At 63.0% G+C, this 17190-nt stretch carries 15 protein-coding genes and 1 other RNA gene; 11 read left to right on the forward strand and 5 right to left on the reverse strand.

Going from position 1 to position 17190, the window contains the following annotated elements:
- Positions 1 to 64: 64 nt before the first annotated feature.
- Together EJ073_RS16610 and ffs are read right to left on the reverse strand one after the other, a co-directional pair.
- Positions 65 to 1879 (reverse strand): DNA polymerase III subunit gamma/tau, encoded by a 1815-nt coding sequence (locus EJ073_RS16610; RefSeq protein WP_126056701.1) that lies wholly within the window; start codon positions 1877 to 1879, stop codon positions 65 to 67.
- Positions 1880 to 1984: 105 nt separating this feature from the next.
- Positions 1985 to 2081, reverse strand: an RNA gene (ffs, locus tag EJ073_RS16615) — signal recognition particle sRNA small type.
- 200 nt (positions 2082 to 2281) lie between these two features.
- Between ffs and EJ073_RS16620 the strand changes: the two genes are divergently transcribed.
- Genes EJ073_RS16620 through EJ073_RS16630 form a run of 3 tightly spaced genes read left to right on the forward strand, consistent with a single transcriptional unit; the run spans position 2282 to position 3999 of the window.
- A complete protein-coding gene (locus EJ073_RS16620) occupies positions 2282 to 2701 on the forward strand; it encodes an HIT family protein (protein ID WP_126056702.1) in 420 nt (139 codons plus the stop codon).
- Between the two features lie 32 nt (positions 2702 to 2733).
- Positions 2734 to 3675 (forward strand): NAD(+) diphosphatase, encoded by a 942-nt coding sequence (nudC, locus tag EJ073_RS16625; protein WP_126056703.1) that lies wholly within the window; start codon positions 2734 to 2736, stop codon positions 3673 to 3675.
- 21 nt (positions 3676 to 3696) lie between these two features.
- Positions 3697 to 3999 (forward strand): Dabb family protein, encoded by a 303-nt coding sequence (locus tag EJ073_RS16630; RefSeq protein WP_126056704.1) that lies wholly within the window; start codon positions 3697 to 3699, stop codon positions 3997 to 3999.
- 110 nt (positions 4000 to 4109) lie between these two features.
- Here EJ073_RS16630 and EJ073_RS16635 read toward each other — a convergent pair whose 3' ends face one another.
- Entirely contained in the window at positions 4110 to 5036 is a 927-nt protein-coding gene (locus tag EJ073_RS16635) for an aldo/keto reductase (RefSeq protein WP_245455266.1), read from the reverse strand.
- An 87-nt stretch (positions 5037 to 5123) separates the two neighbouring features.
- Here EJ073_RS16635 and EJ073_RS16640 point away from each other — a divergent pair, with 87 nt between their 5' ends.
- Complete coding sequence (locus EJ073_RS16640; protein ID WP_126056705.1) at positions 5124 to 5966, forward strand: LysR family transcriptional regulator; 843 nt, start codon at positions 5124 to 5126, stop codon at positions 5964 to 5966.
- Between the two features lie 10 nt (positions 5967 to 5976).
- On the opposite strand, the gene EJ073_RS16645 is transcribed toward EJ073_RS16640, so the two are convergent.
- Positions 5977 to 6840 carry a prephenate dehydratase gene (locus EJ073_RS16645; protein ID WP_126056706.1) on the reverse strand — a complete coding sequence of 288 codons (864 nt, stop codon included), beginning with the start codon at positions 6838 to 6840 and terminating at the stop codon, positions 5977 to 5979.
- Positions 6841 to 6850: 10 nt separating this feature from the next.
- Complete coding sequence (locus EJ073_RS16650) at positions 6851 to 7579, reverse strand: 3-deoxy-manno-octulosonate cytidylyltransferase (RefSeq protein WP_126056707.1); 729 nt, start codon at positions 7577 to 7579, stop codon at positions 6851 to 6853.
- A 194-nt stretch (positions 7580 to 7773) separates the two neighbouring features.
- On the opposite strand from EJ073_RS16650, the gene EJ073_RS16655 reads away from it, so the two are divergent.
- The 7 genes from EJ073_RS16655 (at position 7774) to EJ073_RS16685 (ending at position 17187) form a co-directional block, all read left to right on the forward strand.
- Positions 7774 to 8409: a cytochrome c family protein gene (locus EJ073_RS16655; RefSeq protein WP_126056708.1), complete on the forward strand. Its 636-nt coding sequence runs from the start codon at positions 7774 to 7776 to the stop codon at positions 8407 to 8409.
- Between the two features lie 156 nt (positions 8410 to 8565).
- Positions 8566 to 10443, forward strand: coding sequence for an extracellular solute-binding protein (locus tag EJ073_RS16660; RefSeq protein ID WP_126056709.1), 1878 nt, complete (start codon positions 8566 to 8568; stop codon positions 10441 to 10443).
- Positions 10443 to 12305, forward strand: a complete 1863-nt coding sequence (locus EJ073_RS16665) for an extracellular solute-binding protein (RefSeq protein ID WP_126056710.1) — start codon at positions 10443 to 10445, stop codon at positions 12303 to 12305. The genes EJ073_RS16660 and EJ073_RS16665 overlap by 1 nt, the downstream gene beginning before the upstream one ends.
- Before the next feature lie 30 nt (positions 12306 to 12335).
- Positions 12336 to 13433, forward strand: coding sequence for a microcin C ABC transporter permease YejB (locus EJ073_RS16670; protein ID WP_126056711.1), 1098 nt, complete (start codon positions 12336 to 12338; stop codon positions 13431 to 13433).
- Positions 13433 to 14572, forward strand: coding sequence for an ABC transporter permease (locus EJ073_RS16675; protein WP_126056712.1), 1140 nt, complete (start codon positions 13433 to 13435; stop codon positions 14570 to 14572). Before EJ073_RS16670 ends, EJ073_RS16675 begins: the two co-directional genes overlap by 1 nt.
- On the forward strand, positions 14569 to 16197 hold the full coding sequence (locus tag EJ073_RS16680; protein WP_126056713.1) for an ABC transporter ATP-binding protein: 1629 nt from the start codon (positions 14569 to 14571) through the stop codon (positions 16195 to 16197). Before EJ073_RS16675 ends, EJ073_RS16680 begins: the two co-directional genes overlap by 4 nt.
- A gap of 48 nt (positions 16198 to 16245) precedes the next feature.
- Positions 16246 to 17187 (forward strand): glyoxylate/hydroxypyruvate reductase A, encoded by a 942-nt coding sequence (locus EJ073_RS16685; protein ID WP_126059251.1) that lies wholly within the window; start codon positions 16246 to 16248, stop codon positions 17185 to 17187.
- Positions 17188 to 17190: the final 3 nt, after the last annotated feature.

The following is a 17190-nucleotide window of genomic DNA, read 5'->3' on the forward strand; positions in this document are numbered from 1 at the left end:
TTCAGTTCTTTGTTGGAGCATGATCTTGTCCGAAAACCGGTTCCCTCTTTTTCGGGATCATACTCTAGATTTCGTCGTCATCGGCCGCCGGCTCGACCGGCAGGTCGGCCTCGGCCTCTTCCACTTCCGGCATGTCCGGAATGCGCACGTCAATGATCTTGGCGCCTGGGAAGCGGGCGAGGATGGCGGCGACCGTCGGGTCGCTCTTGGCGTCGAGGAAGGCGGTCTCGCGCTTCGTCGTTTCCATCTCGGCAAGAGTCTGGCCGCCATCTTCCTTCGACAGCGACACCAGCCAGTTGCGGCCTGTCCAGGCGCGCAGCTTGGCGGTCAGGTCGTTGAGCAGCATCTTCGGCGCGTCTTCGGTCAGGCTGACGTCGAGGCGGCCGGGCTCGACGCGCACCAGCCGCACGCAGCGCTTGATCAAAACCTTGAAGGCGATGTCGCGATTGGAATCGGCAAGGGCGGCAATGTCGGCCAGCGACTTGACCGGAACAGCGGGCGCTTCGACGACCGGTTCCGGTGCCGGGACGAAGGCAGTAGGCACGGGCTGCGCCTCGACCAGCCGCATCGTCTGCGAGCCGCCGCTGGCCGAAGGCATGCGCGCCTGCGCCACGGCGCTTGCGCCGCCATTGCCCGGGCTTGCTGGGGCCCCGTTGGCGCGCGGCGCGCCATTCGGAACCGGCGAAGCGCCTTCCAGCGACTTCAGCGCCTCGTCCAGCGTCGGCAGGTCGGCAGCATGCGCGAGCCGGATCAGCACCATCTCGGCAGCGCTCACCGGCCGGTTCGAAGACTGCACCTCGGGAATGCCCTTCAGCAGCATCTGCCATGTCCTGGACAGCACGCGCACCGACAGCGTCCTGGCGAAATCGCCGCCGCGCCGGCGTTCATCCTCCGACAGCGAAGCATCGTCGGCGGCCGTCGGCACGAAGCGCAGCCTGGTGACGAGATGATTGAATTCGGCAAGGTCGGTCAGCACCGCGGCCGGATCGGCGCCGGTGTCGTACTGGGCGCGGAATTCGGCCAATGCCGCCGCGACGTCGCCCTTCATGACATGCTCGAACAGGTCGACGATGCGGGCGCGGTCGGCGAGGCCGAGCATGGCGCGCACCGCCTCGGCGCTGACCGCGCCGCTGCCATGGGCGATCGCCTGGTCGAGGATGGAGAGTGAATCGCGCGCCGAGCCTTCGGCGGCGCGCGCGATCATCGCCAGCGCGTCGTCGTCGACCGAAATGCCTTCCTTGGCGGAGATCGCTGACAGGTGCGCGACCAGGGCGCCGGCATCGATGCGTCTCAGGTCGAAGCGCTGGCAGCGCGACAGGACTGTGATCGGCACCTTGCGGATCTCGGTGGTCGCGAAGATGAATTTGACGTGCGGTGGCGGCTCTTCGAGCGTCTTCAGCAGGCCGTTGAAGGCCTGGGTGGAGAGCATGTGCACTTCGTCGATGATGTAGACCTTGTAGCGGGCCGAGACCGGCGCGTAGCGCACGCGCTCGATGATGTCGCGGATGTCGTCGATGCCGGTGTGCGAGGCGGCGTCCATCTCGATGACATCGACATGACGTCCTTCCATGATCGCCTGGCAATGCTCGCCGGGGATGGAAAGATCGACCGAAGGCTGGTCGACGGTGGCGGTCTTGTAGTTCAGCGCCCGGGCCAGGATGCGGGCCGTGGTCGTCTTGCCGACACCTCGGACGCCGGTCAGCATCCAGGCCTGGGCGATGCGGCCGGAGGCGAAGGCATTGGTCAACGTGCGGACCATCGGTTCCTGGCCGATCAGCTCGGAGAAATTCGAAGGGCGGTATTTGCGCGCCAGAACGCGATAGGCGCCAGCCTTGCCTGTCCCCAGGCTTTCCGCCCCCGAATTTCCGGCTTCGCTCATTCGCCGTCAAAGCTCCCAGGACCGCGACGGAAGGCGGCCGTTTCCTGCGCATAGTTTCGCCCGCACGGCTTGACGCCGTCAATGTCGCGAAAGAAAGGCGAAGAGGTGGGAGGCTGGAACAATGACCCGTTCCGGGCTCGTTAGGGCTGCTTCCTTCCGGACCTGACCCGGTTGGCGAGTGGATCGTCCACCACCAACCTCCCGGCCTCCATATCGGCAATTCGACGATGAAATGCAAGGGCGGAGCGGAATCGGCGGCGCCGGTCGTGCGCGGCGTACTGGCGGGCGCGTCTTCAAATCCGCAATACCGGCCAATGATTCGCTTGCAGCCCCTCTGCAGCCGCTCTAGCGTTCATCGGTCAAAAAGACGGTGCAAAGTCCAAAAAAGTGAGGGAAACGCCAATGCTGCCGGGCCTCAAGGCCGGATTCACGCTCGACGCCAGGCTGGAGGCGGACAGCGAGCAGCTGATGTGGCTCGGCCTGTGCGAACTCAGGCTGATGAACGACTGCCGCTGGCCATGGCTCATCCTGGTGCCGCAGCGGCCGGGCGTGGAGGAAATCCATGACCTGACGCCGCTCGACCAGGCGATGCTGACCTTCGAGACCAACATGGTGGCGCAAGCGCTGAAGAAGGCGACAGGCTGCACCAAGATCAATACCGGCGCGCTGGGCAACATCGTGCGGCAGCTGCACATCCACGTCATCGCGCGCTCGGAAGGCGATCCGGCATGGCCGGGGCCGGTCTGGGGACATGGCCTGCGCGAACCCTACAGTAATTCCGAGATCCGCCGGTTTGCCGAAACGATCAAGGCGGCGCTATAAGCTGACCCGTGTCCATAAAGCTCTGAGTCCCCATGCCCTTCCGCCTGTTTGACGCACCCTTGCGGGAGCCCAGCCAGTTCGTCGGCTTCGCCGGCAACCAGATCGACCGGCAATCGGAGACCCGCGCCGACGATTCCGTCGAGCAGGCGCTCGCCGATCCCTCGACGCGGCTGCTGCTGATGCATGGCGGCCGGCTCTATCTGAAACATGAGGACGGCAGCTTCGACCCCTGGTTCGGCGCAACCGAAAGCAAAGCCTTCGACGTCTCGCTCGACCGCGGCGTGCTGCTCGGCTTTTCCGAGGCCGGCCCCGTGCTGGCGGTGCCAGCGGGCGTTGAGCCGGAGCAGCTTCCCGAGACCATCAAGGCGATCGACTACCGGTCCGTCTACATGCAAGGCCTGATCGACGAGGCGGCGGCCGGCGCGCTGGCGCAAGGGGCGGCCCTTCTTGCCTGGCACGCCAGCCACGCCTTCTGCAGCAAATGCGGCAGCCGTTCGGAAATGCGCGCCGGCGGCTACAGGCGGCACTGCCCGGCCTGCGGCACCGACCATTTTCCACGGACTGATCCGGTGGCGATCATGCTGACGGTGACGGCGGACAAGTGCCTGCTCGGGCGTGGCCGTCATTTCGGGCCTGGCATGTATTCAGCGCTGGCGGGCTTCATCGAGCCGGGCGAGACGATCGAGGCGGCGGTGCGCCGCGAGACGCTGGAGGAGGCCGGCATCCAGCTTGGCCGCGTCGTCTACCACGCCAGCCAGCCCTGGCCTTTCCCCTATTCGCTGATGATCGGGTGCTTCGGCGAGCCGCTCAACGACGACATCCAGGCCGACCTCAACGAGTTGGAAGACTGCCGGTGGTTTTTGCGCGACGAGGTGCGCCTGATGCTGGACAGGGCGCATCCCGGCAATCTGGTCACGCCGCCCAAGGGTGCGATCGCGCACCATCTCATCCGCGCCTGGGTCGATGCCGAATAGCTGAATGAGGGAAAGCGAAAGATGATCCGTCACACAGTCGTGTTCACGCTGAAGCATGCGCCGCATTCGCTGGAGGAAAAGCGCTTCCTCCATGACGCCAGGAAGATCCTGACCGGGATCAAGGGTGTCACGCATTTCGAGCAGTTGCGGCAGGTCAGCCCCAAGAACGACTACCGCTTCGGCTTCTCGATGGAGTTCGCCGACCAGGCTGCCTACACAAGGTACAACGAGCACCCCGACCACGTCGCTTTTGTCCGCGATCGCTGGGTGCCCGAGGTCGAGGCGTTCATGGAGATCGACTACGTGCCGCTCGGCTGGAGTTGATATCCAGTCACTGCGAACGACCGCGTTCGATCCAGAGTGGCCATTGCGAAGCTATCGAGCACGAAACTCACCTTCTGGCGGTCTTTGGAGAATGGTTTCGATCTCAGCCATCACGGTCTCCGACAGCGGCCCAAATTCCATGGCCGCGGCGTTCTCGACAGCCTGCTCGGGGTTTTTGCGCCGGGGATGGGGTGAATGTTGCCACCTTTCGATAGCAGCCAGCACAAGGCACCCTGACCGAGCGTCCGCCCGCCAGCGGTGAGCAAATCGCGGATAGCATCAATCTGCTCTGTCAACTCGGAACGGGCGCGCGACGCTTCAAAATATACCTGCCAATCCGCGGGAACCGACCTGACGTCGTCTGGCGGAACGGTCCGTCCATCCGAGAATTTGCCTGTTAGCACGCCCATGGCGAGTGGCGACCGGGTCAGCTGCGCCAAACCGTTATTATATGCGGCTTTGCACATTGAGGGTGCATCGAAGAAAACGTTCATCGAGTGCTGGACCGTTGAAAAGCCGCTCCGGTCAGCGAACGCCTGGACGCTTGATGGAAAGTCGGTGCTCCAGCCGTAGCTTCGAATGTCTCCGGCCCGAACAAGCTGCTCCAAGACCTCAAACGCCGGTTCCGCATGTTCGATCGAGAGATCGTTCAAGTGGAGCAACATCACGTCGATGCCGTCTCGGCCCAGTCGGCGAAGGCTCTCGCCAACCGACCAGCGCACATATTCGGGATCGAACCTAGAGCCAGTCATCTGGCGGGAGGCCGGATCGAAGGAATGGCCGAATTTCGACACGATAACTGCCTCCGAACGGCCTGAGAGCGCCTCGCCCAAAAGCTCCTCCGAGTGCCCGGCGCCATACACCGCCGACGTATCGAAGAGCCGAACTCCACCATCCCATGCCGCATGAATGGTTTTTACGGATTCGCGGTCGTCCGCGCCGGAATACCCGACCGGGGTCTCGCCTGACCAAAAGTGACCGCCGATTGCCCAGCAACCCATGCCAATGCGCGATCCCAAGTGAATTTTCGCTGCCATAAAATATGTTCTCCGCTGGCTGTCCGGTCTTGATATGGCGCCAGATCAATCTCAGATGGGAGTCTTCAAAAATGAAGAGGGTTTTGCATGAATGAAATGACTGTCGACTGGTCGGATCTGAGAATCTTTCTGGCAGTCGCGCGCGATGGAAGCCTTTCATCCGCAGCGAAGGCTGTCGGCCAGAGTGCGGCAACGCTGAGCCGACATATCGTCGATCTTGAGCGGGCGTTGGGCGCCGAGTTGTTCTCTCGACTGCCATCCGGCTACGAGTTGACCGCAGCAGGTCGAGCGCTGACATCCCAGGCGGAGACCATTGAGCAGCGGTTCCTTGATATCACAAGGGCGTTTTCACGACGAAACGCGTCGGCGCCCATCCGTGTGTCCGCGGGCACCTGGATGACGTGGTACCTGGCCCGCAACATTGAGAAACTGGGCGTGACCGACCGGAGTATCGTCTTCAGCGCCGTTGAGGAGGTGCAGAACATCGGCAGGCGCGAGGCGTTGATCGGGATTCGAAATCGCAGGCCGTCCGAGCCAGGACTCGCGGCTCGCAGGACAAAGACCGTAGCATTTGCTCCCTATTCACACCCGAATGCCGTTCGAAAATCTGATTGGATCGCGGCTACGGTGAACACACCATCAGCAATCTGGGTGCGCGCCAACAAACGAGATCAAATCCGCTTTGAGGTCACTCAGCCGCGCTCACTCCTTGACCTCGCGCTTGCTGGCGCTGGCCATGTGGTGCTGCCCTGTTTCGTTGGCGACGCCCACACCGATCTGGTTCGCACGGATGACGTGATCGAGGAACTGTCACATGAACAATGGCTGGTGGTGCACGGCGATGATCGCAAGTTGCCGGAGGTGCGCGCGACGATCGACAAGATCGCACGGCTGATTGGCTCGGATCGAGCCTTCGACACCAAGCGTTGAAACGAGAGTGTTAGTCGGCCACCTTCCATTGCTCGCGCGACGCGCTTGCCGGATAGACGCCGAGGATGCGCATCTCACGCGAGAAGAAGCGCAGCTCGTCGAGCGCCAGCTTGACCAGCGGATCGTCCGGGTGACCCTCGATGTCGGCATAGAACAGCGTCGCGGTGAAGGCGCCGAGCTGGTAGCTCTCGAGCTTGGTCATGTTGATGCCGTTGGTGGCGAAGCCGCCCATCGCCTTGTAGAGCGCCGCCGGCACGTTGCGGACGCGGAAGATGAAGGTGGTCATCATCCTGGCGTCGGCCGAAGGGCGCTCGGCCCATTGCTTGTTCTTTGTCAGCACGACGAAGCGGGTTACGTTGCTGTCCGTGTCCTCGACGTTCTTCTCGATGATGTCGAGGCCGTAAAGCTCCGCTGCGAGCGCCGGCGCGAGCGCCGCCATGGTGCGGTCCTTGACCTCGGAGACCATCTTCGCCGAGCCCGCCGTGTCGCCGGCGACGACCGGCTTCCAGCCATTCTTGCGGATGTATTTGCGGCACTGGCCGAGCGCATGAATGTGGCTGTGCACGGTCTTGATCGCTTCGCGCTGCACCCCCGGCAGCACCATCAACTGGAAATGGATCGGCAGGAAATATTCGCCGACGATGTGCAGCCGCGATTCCGGCAGGAGATGATGGATGTCGGCGACACGGCCGGCGATCGTGTTCTCGATCGGGATCATGGCGAGCTCGGCCTTGCCGGTCTCGACCGCGACGAAGGCATCCTCGAAGGTCGGGCACGGCAACGGCTCCATCGACGGGAACATGTTGCGGCAAGCAGTGTCGGAATTGGCGCCCGGCTCGCCCTGGAAGGATATTCTGTTGGTCTTTTCAGGCATGCCTAATATCTCAGGTTGAAAGGATTTCCCTGGCGCGCTCCAGGTCGTCGGGCGTGTCGACGCCGAGCGGCACGGATTGCACGATCTCGGCATCGATGCGCATGCCGGCCTCCAGCGCCCGCAACTGCTCCAGCCGCTCGCGTCGTTCCAGCGGCGACGGCTTCAGCGCGACGAAGCGCTCCAGCGCGGCACGCCGATAGGCGTAGAGGCCGATATGGTGATAGAGCGGCCCCTCGCCCCAGGGCGCGGTGGCGCGGGAGAAATAGAGCGCCCTGAGCCGTGTCGCAGACAGCGGCGAGCCGACGATCTTGACGACGTTCGGATTGGTCTTCTCCTCGTCGCGGACGATCTCGACGCCGAGTGTGGCGATGTCGACCGATTTGTCCTCGAGCGGCCTCAGCGACGCGCGGATGATCTGCGGATCGATGGTCGGCAGGTCGCCCTGCACGTTGACGATGGTTTCGACCTTTTTCTCCGGATCGAGCACTGTTAGCGCCTCGAAAATGCGGTCGGAGCCGGACTGGTGATCGTCACGGGTCATCACGGCCTCAAAGCCGTGCGCGCGCACGGCCTCCGCCACGGCCTCGGTGTCTGTCGCCACCACGACCCGGCCAAGCCCGGCCTCGGCGCCGCGGCGGGCGACATGGACGATCATCGGCACGTCAAAAATGTCGGCCAGCGGCTTGCCCGGCAGGCGGGTCGAGGCCATGCGGGCCGGGATCAGGATGAGCGTTGACATCGGTGCGACGGGGCGTTGCAAAAGAGGGCTGGCGAAAGTGGCAAAAGGTCTCACTGGAAGCGCCCTTATAGGTGTTGCAACGCCGGAGCAAAAGACCTAGTTTCCGCCCGATTTGACCGGGCTGAGAGGTCGGTTCGGGACACCGACGGACGGAGTGGACGGATCGGTCCGCCGGAAAAGGGAGCAAGGGGCGTATGGATTCCAACGAAGTCAACAAGCTGCTCGCCGGTCTCCTTGGCACCGTCTTTGTCGTCTTCTCGGTCGGCATCGTCTCCGACGCGCTGTTTGCGTCGCCCGCGCCCGAGAAGCCCGGCTTCGCCATCGAGGCGGCAGAGCCCGCCGAAGGCGCCGCCGCCGCCCCGGCCGCGGAAGCCAAGCCGATCGCCGACCTGCTCGCCACCGCCAATGTCGAGGCGGGCGCGGCCGTGTTCAAGAAATGCCAGGCCTGCCATTCCGGCGAGAAGGGTGGTCCGAACAAGGTCGGCCCCGATCTCTGGGACATTATCGACCGACCCGTCGCCGAGCATGAGGGCTTCGCCTATTCAGCCGGCATGAAGGATTTTTCCAAGGGCGGCGCCGAGAAGTGGACGTACGACAACCTCAACCATTTCATCACTTCGCCGAAGAAGTTCGTCAAGGGCACGGCGATGGGCTTTGCCGGCCTGCCGAAGGACGAGGACCGCGCCAACGTGATCGCCTATCTGCGTACGCTGTCGGACAGCCCGAAGCCGCTGCCGGCGCCGGGTGCTTCGGCCGAGGCCAAGCCTGCGGAAGGCGCCGCGCCGGCCGAGGGCGCCGCGCCCGCCAAGCCGGCGGCACCCGCTCAATAAACAATTTGTCATAAAGACATCCTCAGAAAAGCCGGGTTCGTCCCGGCTTTTCTGTTAGGAAAACAGCATGTGCGGCGACAAAGCCTGCGCATTGCGGTTTCCACGGTCGTCAAATGATCTAGATTGCCGGTGGGGATTGTTCGCAGAGGAGAACGCATGACGGTTGGCCGAACGCTTCTCAACTCCGTGCTGGTCGCGGCCGCCCTTGCCGGCAGCCTGCAGGCCGGCTTCGCGGATGAATGGCGCACCACCTCCTCGCTGATCGGCGACTCCAAATACGGCGACAACTTCCAGCACTACGACTATGTCAATGCGGACGCGCCGAAGGGCGGCACCTACAATTCCGTCGTTCTCGGCACCTTCGACAGCTTCAACCCCTACATCGTGCAGGGCTCGCCGGCCGCGGGGCTGGTCGGCTTCGGCGGAGGGCTGCTCTACGACACGCTGATGGAGCAGTCGACCGACGAGGGCAGCACCAGCCATCCGCTGATCGCCGACGCCTACAAATATCCGGTCGACTATTCCTCGGCGACGTATCGGCTGGACCCGAGGGCCAAATGGCACGACGGCCAGCCAATCACCACCGACGATGTGATCTGGTCGTTCCAGGTGCTGAAGGCCAACAGCCCGCAATACAGCCGCTATTTCGAGAACGTTACCGACGCCGTCGCCATCTCGGACCGCGAGGTCGAGTTCCATTTCAACCAGAAGGGCAATCGCGAGCTGCCGAAGATCATCGGCGACCTCGCCGTGCTGCCGAAGCACTGGTGGGAAGGCACCGACGCCAATGGCAAGAAGCGCGACGTCACCAGACCGACGCTGGAACCGCCGCTCGGCTCCGCTGCCTACAAGATCGCCAGCTTCAAGCCGGGTTCGGAGATCGTCTGGCAGCGCGTGCCTGACTACTGGGCCGCCAAGCTGCCGGTGAAGATAGGGCGTGAGAATTTCGACACGCAGCGCTTCACCTATATCCTTGATGACAATGCGGCATGGCAGGCTTTCACCAAAGGCGGACTCGACGACATCAAGCCGGAAAACAGCTCGAAGCGCTGGAAGACGTTCTATGATTTCCCAGCGATCCAGACCGGCGACGTCATCAAACAGGAATTCAAGACCACCTCTCCCGAGCCGATGCAGGCCTTCATGCTGAACCAGCGGCGTCCCCTATTTGGGGATCGCCTGGTGCGCGAGGGACTGACCTATCCGTTCGATTTCGAGACGATGAACCGCACGCTTTTCTATGGTTTCAACACCCGCACGCAAAGCTATTTCCAGGGCACGGAACTGGCATCCAGCGGCCTGCCGCAGGGCAAAGAGCTGGAAATCCTGGAAAAGTACCGCGACAAGCTGCCACCCGAGCTGTTCACCGAGGAATTCAAGCTGCCGGTCTACGATACCCCTCAGGCCGAGCGGAAATATCTGAAGCAGGCGGTCGAGCTGTTCGCCAAGGCCGGCTGGGTCATCAAGGGCGGCAAGATGGTGAACGCCAAGACCGGCGCGCCGTTCAAGTTCGAGATTTTGGGCTGGAACGACACCGACCAGGTGATCGCCAGTCCCTGGATCGCCAATCTGCGCAAGATCGGAGTGGATGCGACGCTGCGCATCATCGACCAGACCCAATATGTCAACCGCGTCAACAATTTCGATTATGACGTCATCATAGGTCAGCTCGGGCAGTCGGAATCGCCCGGCAACGAGCAACGCGACTTCTGGAGCTCGAAGGCCGCCGATAAGCCGGGGTCGCGCAACTATGCCGGCATCAAGGATCCGGTCGTCGACGCGCTCGTCGACCGCATCATCTTTGCCACCGACCGCGACGACCTCGTCGCCGCCACCCACGCGCTCGACCGGGTGCTCCTGTGGAACTTCTATGTGGTGCCGCAATACTACCGCGCCGTGTTGTGGCTCGCCTACTGGAACAAGTTCGGCATCCCGCAAAAGCAGCCGACCTACAGCGGCGCCGACCAGAGTTCCTGGTGGATCAACCCCGAGAAGGAAAAGGCGCTGGCCGCCAAATACAAGGGTAGCAATTGATGGCCTCGCGCCGCGATTTCCTGGCACTCGGCGGTGCCGCCGCGGCCGCAGCCCTGTTGCCGGGGCGGGCTTTCGCCACCACGGCGACCGGCGTGAAACTGCACGGCCTGTCGGCCTTCGGCGACCTCAAATACAAGCCTGATTTCACCCATTTCGACTACGTCAATCCGGACGCGCCCAAGGGCGGCCAGATGAATTTCGCGCCGCCGAACGCCACCTTGAATCAGAGTTTCCTGACCTTCAACACGTTGAATTCACTGGTGCTGAAAGGCGATTCGCCTCCCCGCACCGAGCTCTGTTTCGATTCACTGATGACAAGCGCTCTCGATGAGCCGGATGCCGTCTACGGCTTGCTTGCCGAGTCCGTGACCTTGTCGCAGGACCGCAACGGCTTCCGTTTCGACCTGCGACGGCAAGCGCGCTTTCACGACGGTTCGCCCGTGACCGCCGCGGACATCGCCTTCGCATTGACGCTGTACAAGGATCGGGGCCATCCGAACCTGTCCAAGGCGCTGCGATACATGACGGAAGCGGTCGCGGTCGATCCCGTCACGCTCGACCTCACCTTCAATGGCGAACAGTCCGCGCAGAACATCCTTTCGGTCGTCGCAATGCCGATCGTGTCCAAGGCCTTTTACACGGCCAACGATTTCGATGCCTCGACGATGACACCGCCGCTGAGCTCCGGACCGTACAAGTTGGGGCGCGTGGTGGCCGGACAGACCGTCGAGTATGATCGCGTCGCCGACTATTGGGGCCGCGATCTTGCCGTGAACCGTGGTCTCAACAATTTCGACCGCATCCGTATCGACTTCTATCTTGATCGCCAGGCGGCGTTCGAGGCCTTCAAGAAAGGCGACACACATTTTCGCGAGGAATTCACCTCGCGGGTATGGGCGACCGGTTACGACTTTCCGGCGTTGAAGGACGGCAAGGTCGTCAAACGCGAGTTTCCCGGCGAGAAATCGCCATCCATGCAGTCCGTGGCGCTAAACCAGCGCCGGCCGCAGTTCCGCGATGCGCGCGTGAGACGGGCAATCGCCAACTGCTTCGATTTCGAATGGATCAGGCGGGCTCTGTTCTTCGGCTCCTACGAACGCTCGCAATCGAATTTCGAGCGGTCGGACTACAAGGCCGAAGGCTTGCCCTCGCCTCAGGAACTGGCCTTGCTGGAGCCGTTTCGGGCCGAGTTGCCGCCGGAGACTTTCGGCGAACCGGTGATGCAGCCCGTCTCCGACGGTTCGGGTCACGACCGCAAGCTGCTGGGCGCGGCCTCGAAACTGCTTGCCGAGGCCGGTTGGAAGCGAGCGGGCAACTTCGTCGTCAACGAGAAGGGCGAGCGACTGCAGGTGGAAATGCTGGCCGAGGATGACGGCATCGTTCGCATTTTCACGCCATGGGCCGAGAACATGAAGGCCATAGGGATCGACGTTTCGATCCGGCAGGTCGATTCGACGCAGTATGAACGGCGGCAAAGCGATTTCGACTTCGATTTCAACATGCTCGCATGGTCGATCGGGGCGACGCCGACTGCCGACGGCCTCGAGATACTCTACGACTCGCGCATGGCGAAAACGCCGGGACAGCGCAACTATCCCGGCACCGAAAGCCGGGCCATCGACGCGCTGATCGTGGCGGCCGGCAAAGCCAACAGTCGATCGGAACTGGTTACGGCGCTCAGAGCGCTCGACCGGGTCTTGCGCGCGCGGCTAGACTGGATTCCAACATATTATCTCGCGAATCACCGCGTCGCCTATTGGGACATGTTCGGCTTTCTCGAGCAGAAACCCGATTTCGGCTTTCCGGTCGAGACGCTGTGGTGGATCGACAAGGGCAAGGCGGCAAAGATTGGCAAAGCCTGACATCTCCGTTCGCACAGGACGGGCGGCCTGATGGGCGCTTACATACTGCGCCGCATCCTTCTGATGATCCCGACCCTGTTCGGCATCATGGCGATCTCTTTCGCCGTTATCCAGTTTGCGCCCGGTGGGCCGGTGGAGCAGGTGATCGCCAGGCTCACCAACCAGGGCGGCACCGATCGCCTTGGCGGCGGTGGCGGCGATGCCGGTGGCGGCGGCAACTTCGATGTGGCCGGCGACGTCAGCTCGAAATACCGCGGCGCCCAGGGGCTCGATCCCGAATTCATCAAGAAATTGGAACAGCAGTTCGGCTTCGACAAGCCGCCGCTCGAACGCTTCGGCATGATGCTGTGGAACTATGCCCGCTTCGACTTCGGCGACAGCTATTTCCGCGACATCTCGGTGCTCAACCTCATCCTGGAAAAGATGCCGGTGTCGATCTCCATCGGCCTGTGGATCACGCTTTTGTCCTACCTGATCTCGATCCCGCTCGGCATCCGCAAGGCGGTCCAGGACGGCTCTACCTTCGACGTCTGGACCAGCGGCGTGGTGATCGTCGGGTATGCCATCCCCGGCTTCCTGTTCGGCATCCTGTTGATGGTGCTGTTTGCCGGCGGCTCGTTCTGGGACTGGTTCCCGCTGCGCGGCATCGTTTCGGACAATTGGGACCAGTTGTCCTGGCCGGACAAGATCGTCGACTATTTCTGGCACATGACCCTGCCGCTGACGGCACTCGTGCTGTCGGCTTTCGCCACCACGACGCTGCTCACCAAGAACTCCTTCCTGGAAGAGATCCGCAAGCAGTATGTGGTGACGGCGCGCGCCAAGGGCCTGTCGGAGCGCAAGGTGCTCTACGGCCACGTCTTCCGCAACGCCATGCTGATTGTCATCGCCGGCTTTCCAGGCGCCTTCATCTCGGCCTTCTTCACCGGGTCGCTGTTGATCGAGAACATCTTCTCGCTCGACGGCCTCGGGCTGCTCGGCTTCAAGTCCGTCGTCGACCGCGACTATCCGGTGGTGTTCGCCAACCTCTACATTTTCTCGCTGCTCGGCCTGTTCATCAATCTTCTGTCCGACCTGATCTACACCTGGGTCGATCCGCGCATCGATTTCGAGCGGAGGGACGTCTGATGGCGGAAGCCGCTGCCGGAACGACGCCCCCCCGCATCGCCCGCCCCTGGCTGTCGCCGCTCAACCGGCGGCGCCTGCAGAACTTCAAGTCGAACCGGCGCGGCTTCTGGTCGTTGTGGATCTTTCTCATCCTGTTCGTGCTGTCGCTGTTTTCCGAGTTCATCGCCAACGACAAGCCTATCATCGCCTCCTACAAGGGCGAGATCCTGTTTCCGGTGCTGATCGCCTATCCGGAAGAGAAATTCGGCGGCTTTTATGCCGTTACCGATTATCGCGACCCCGTCATCCAGGACGAGATCAACGCCAATGGCTGGATGATCTGGCCGCCGGTGCGCTACTCCTACCAGACGGTCAACAACGCCATTCCCGAGGCGGCACCGACCAAGCCGTCCTGGCTCTACGACAAGAAGACGCTCTGCAATCAATACCCGCAAGGCGCCGCCGATCCGGACTGCTCGGTCGGCAACTGGAACTGGCTGGGTACCGACGACCAGGCGCGGGACGTGCTGGCGCGGCTTATCTACGGCTTCAGGATCTCCGTCCTGTTCGGCCTGATCCTGACGGTGGGGTCGTCGCTGATCGGCGTGGCGGCCGGCGCCATGCAGGGCTATTTCGGCGGCTGGACAGACCTTCTGTTCCAGCGCTTCATCGAGATCTGGTCGGCGATCCCGGTGCTTTATCTGCTCCTCATCGTGGCCGCCATCCTGCCGCCCGGCTTCTTCATCCTGCTCGGCCTGATGCTCTTGTTCTCCTGGGTGGCGCTGGTGGGCGTGGTCAGGGCCGAGTTCCTGCGCGCCCGCAACTTCGAATATGTCAACGCCGCGCGCGCTCTTGGCGTGCCCAACCTGACCATCATGTTCCGCCACCTTCTGCCCAACGCCATGGTGGCGACGCTGACCTTCCTGCCCTTCCTGCTTTCAGGCTCGATCTCGACATTGACCTCGCTCGACTATCTCGGCTTCGGCCTGCCGCCGGGCTCGGCCTCGCTCGGCGAAATGCTGAAACAGGCGCAGCGCAACCTCAACGCGCCGTGGCTCGGCATCTCCGCCTTCATCGTCATCTCGCTGATGTTGTCGCTGCTGGTCTTCGTCGGCGAGGCGACGCGCGACGCCTTCGATCCGCGCAAGACGTTCAAATGAGCGAGCCCCTGCTTTCCATTCGCGATTTGAGCGTTGCCTTCGCGCAAGGCGGCAAGCAGTCGCTGGCCGTCGACCATATCGCCTTCGACATCGCCAAGGGCGAGACGGTGGCGCTGGTCGGCGAGTCCGGTTCCGGCAAGTCGGTCTCGGCGCTGTCGGTGCTGAAACTGCTGCCCTATCCGACAGCCAGCCACCCGTCGGGTCGGATCCTGTTCCAGGGCGCCGACCTGTTGTCCATGGACGAGCGGGCGCTGAGGCGCGTGCGCGGCAACAAGATCACCATGATCTTCCAGGAGCCGATGACCTCGCTCAATCCGCTGCATACGATTGAGCAGCAGATCGTCGAGGTGCTGAAGCTGCACCAGGGGCTTGGCGACCGGCAGGCCCGCGCCCGCACGCTGGAACTGCTCAACGAGGTCGGCATCCGCGAGCCGGAAAAGCGACTCGACGCCTATCCGCACCAGCTGTCCGGCGGCCAGCGCCAGCGCGTCATGATCGCCATGGCGCTGGCCAACGAGCCGGAGCTTTTGATTGCCGACGAGCCGACGACCGCGCTCGACGTCACCGTGCAGGCGCAGATCCTCGAACTGCTAGCCAAACTGAAAGCCCGCAAGGGCATGTCGATGCTGTTTATCACCCATGATCTCGGCATCGTCCGGAAGATCGCCGACCGAGTCTGCGTGATGACCAAGGGCAAGATCGTCGAGAGCGGCCCGACCAAGGACATCTTCGCCAACCCGCAGCATGCCTATACCAAGCACTTGCTGGCGGCCGAGCCCAAAGGCAAGCCGCCTGCCGCCAACGCGGACGCCAAGGCGGTGATGACGGGGAAGGACATCAAGGTCTGGTTCCCGATCAGGCGCGGCTTCTTCCGCCGCACCGTCGACAATGTGAAGGCGGTGGACGGCATCGACGTCACCGTGCGCGCCGGCCAGACGCTCGGCGTGGTCGGCGAATCCGGCTCGGGCAAGACGACGCTTGGGCTGGCGCTGGCCAGGATGATCTCGTCGACCGGAACCATCCAGTTCGACGGGCGCGACATCAACCAGCTCTCCTTCAATGCCATGCGGCCGCTCCGGCGCGAGTTGCAGATCGTCTTCCAGGATCCATTCGGCTCGCTCAGCCCGCGCATGTCGATCGCCGAGATCATCGAGGAAGGACTGAGGATCCACGAGCCGAAGCTCACGCCCGACCAGCGCGACGACAAGGTCGTCGACGTGCTGAAGGAGGTCGGTCTCGATCCCGAGACGCGCAACCGCTACCCGCATGAATTCTCCGGCGGCCAGCGCCAGCGCGTGGCCATCGCCCGCGCCATGGTGCTCAACCCGCGCTTCGTCATGCTGGACGAGCCGACCTCGGCGCTCGACATGAGCGTGCAGGCGCAGGTCGTCGACCTGTTGCGCAACCTGCAGGCCAAGCATGATCTCGCCTATCTGTTCATCAGCCACGACCTGAAAGTCATCCGCGCGCTTGCCAACGACGTCATCGTCATGCGCAATGGCCAGATCGTCGAAACCGGGCCGTCAGAACAGATTTTTGGCAGCCCGCAAACGGACTATACTCGGGCGCTGATCTCGGCCGCATTCCGGATCGAGACGGCACCGACCGGTGTGGTCAGCGAGTAGGTTGAGCCCAAGGCCAGAACTGAAATGACTGGGAAGAAAAATCCGCACATGGAAAAGGGCCGCGTCCTGCTTGCCGTCACCGGCTTTCATCCGCAGCGTTGGCGCGAGCTGCTCTCGGCCGAGCGCGAGGTGGTGCTGGAGCCGGACGGCGCCAGCGATCCTTCGATCACCTATGCGGTGGTGTGGAAGCAGAAGGCCAATCTACTTTCGTCCCTGCCCAATCTGCGCGCCATCTTCTCGATCGGCGCCGGCGTCGACCACATCTTCGCCGATCCCGGCCTGCCCGACGTGCCGATCGTCAAGGTAGTCGCCGACAACCTCACCCAATACATGACCGAGTACGTGATTTGGCGCGTGCTCGACCATCACCGCCAGGGCATGCTCTATCAGGCGCAGCAGAAGAAGAAGACCTGGCACGAGCCGCCGCAGCGCCCGGCCGGCGACATCTCGGTCGGCATCATGGGGCTCGGCAATCTCGGCCGCGCCGCGGCATCGGTGTTGCTGTCGCTCGGCTTCGCGGTCAATGGCTGGTCGCGCTCCGAGCGGCCGATGAAAGGTGTTTCCACCTATGCGGGCGAGGCCGGGCTGATCCCCTTCCTCAACGCCACCGACATATTGGTGGTGCTGTTGCCGCTGACGGCCCAGACGCAAGGCATCGTCAGCTACAGTCTCCTGAAGGAGCTGCGCAGGCGCAACGGCCTCGGCGGCTCGGTGCTGATCAATGCCGGACGCGGACGCCTGCAGAAGGACGCCGACATCCTGCGCGCGCTGGACGACGGCACGCTGAAGGAGGCGAGCCTCGACGTGTTCGAGGTCGAGCCGCTGCCGAAGACCAGCCCGCTATGGGCGCATCCGAAAGTGTTCGTGACGCCGCACGCGGCGGCGACCTCGGATCCCGTGCATCTGGTGCCGATCATGCTGCGGCAGATGGCGGCGTACGAGCGCGGCCAGAAGCTCGACAATGTCGTCGACCGCGAGGCCGGCTACTAAATC

This window comes from Mesorhizobium sp. M4B.F.Ca.ET.058.02.1.1, assembly GCF_003952505.1.
In the GTDB taxonomy this organism is placed as follows: domain Bacteria; phylum Pseudomonadota; class Alphaproteobacteria; order Rhizobiales; family Rhizobiaceae; genus Mesorhizobium.

Excerpts from the sequence above, each read along its gene's own strand:
- EJ073_RS16610 (WP_126056701.1), bottom strand. The coding sequence starts at position 1,879 with ATGAGCGAAGCCGGAAATTCGGGGGCGGAAAGCCTGGGGACAGGCAAG.
- EJ073_RS16620 (WP_126056702.1), top strand. The coding sequence starts at position 2,282 with ATGCTGCCGGGCCTCAAGGCCGGATTCACGCTCGACGCCAGGCTGGAG.
- nudC (WP_126056703.1), top strand. The coding sequence starts at position 2,734 with ATGCCCTTCCGCCTGTTTGACGCACCCTTGCGGGAGCCCAGCCAGTTC.
- EJ073_RS16630 (WP_126056704.1), top strand. The coding sequence starts at position 3,697 with ATGATCCGTCACACAGTCGTGTTCACGCTGAAGCATGCGCCGCATTCG.
- EJ073_RS16635 (WP_245455266.1), bottom strand. The coding sequence starts at position 5,036 with ATGGCAGCGAAAATTCACTTGGGATCGCGCATTGGCATGGGTTGCTGG.
- EJ073_RS16640 (WP_126056705.1), top strand. The coding sequence starts at position 5,124 with ATGAATGAAATGACTGTCGACTGGTCGGATCTGAGAATCTTTCTGGCA.
- EJ073_RS16645 (WP_126056706.1), bottom strand. The coding sequence starts at position 6,840 with ATGCCTGAAAAGACCAACAGAATATCCTTCCAGGGCGAGCCGGGCGCC.
- EJ073_RS16650 (WP_126056707.1), bottom strand. The coding sequence starts at position 7,579 with ATGTCAACGCTCATCCTGATCCCGGCCCGCATGGCCTCGACCCGCCTG.
- EJ073_RS16655 (WP_126056708.1), top strand. The coding sequence starts at position 7,774 with ATGGATTCCAACGAAGTCAACAAGCTGCTCGCCGGTCTCCTTGGCACC.
- EJ073_RS16660 (WP_126056709.1), top strand. The coding sequence starts at position 8,566 with ATGACGGTTGGCCGAACGCTTCTCAACTCCGTGCTGGTCGCGGCCGCC.
- EJ073_RS16665 (WP_126056710.1), top strand. The coding sequence starts at position 10,443 with ATGGCCTCGCGCCGCGATTTCCTGGCACTCGGCGGTGCCGCCGCGGCC.
- EJ073_RS16670 (WP_126056711.1), top strand. The coding sequence starts at position 12,336 with ATGGGCGCTTACATACTGCGCCGCATCCTTCTGATGATCCCGACCCTG.
- EJ073_RS16675 (WP_126056712.1), top strand. The coding sequence starts at position 13,433 with ATGGCGGAAGCCGCTGCCGGAACGACGCCCCCCCGCATCGCCCGCCCC.
- EJ073_RS16680 (WP_126056713.1), top strand. The coding sequence starts at position 14,569 with ATGAGCGAGCCCCTGCTTTCCATTCGCGATTTGAGCGTTGCCTTCGCG.
- EJ073_RS16685 (WP_126059251.1), top strand. The coding sequence starts at position 16,246 with ATGGAAAAGGGCCGCGTCCTGCTTGCCGTCACCGGCTTTCATCCGCAG.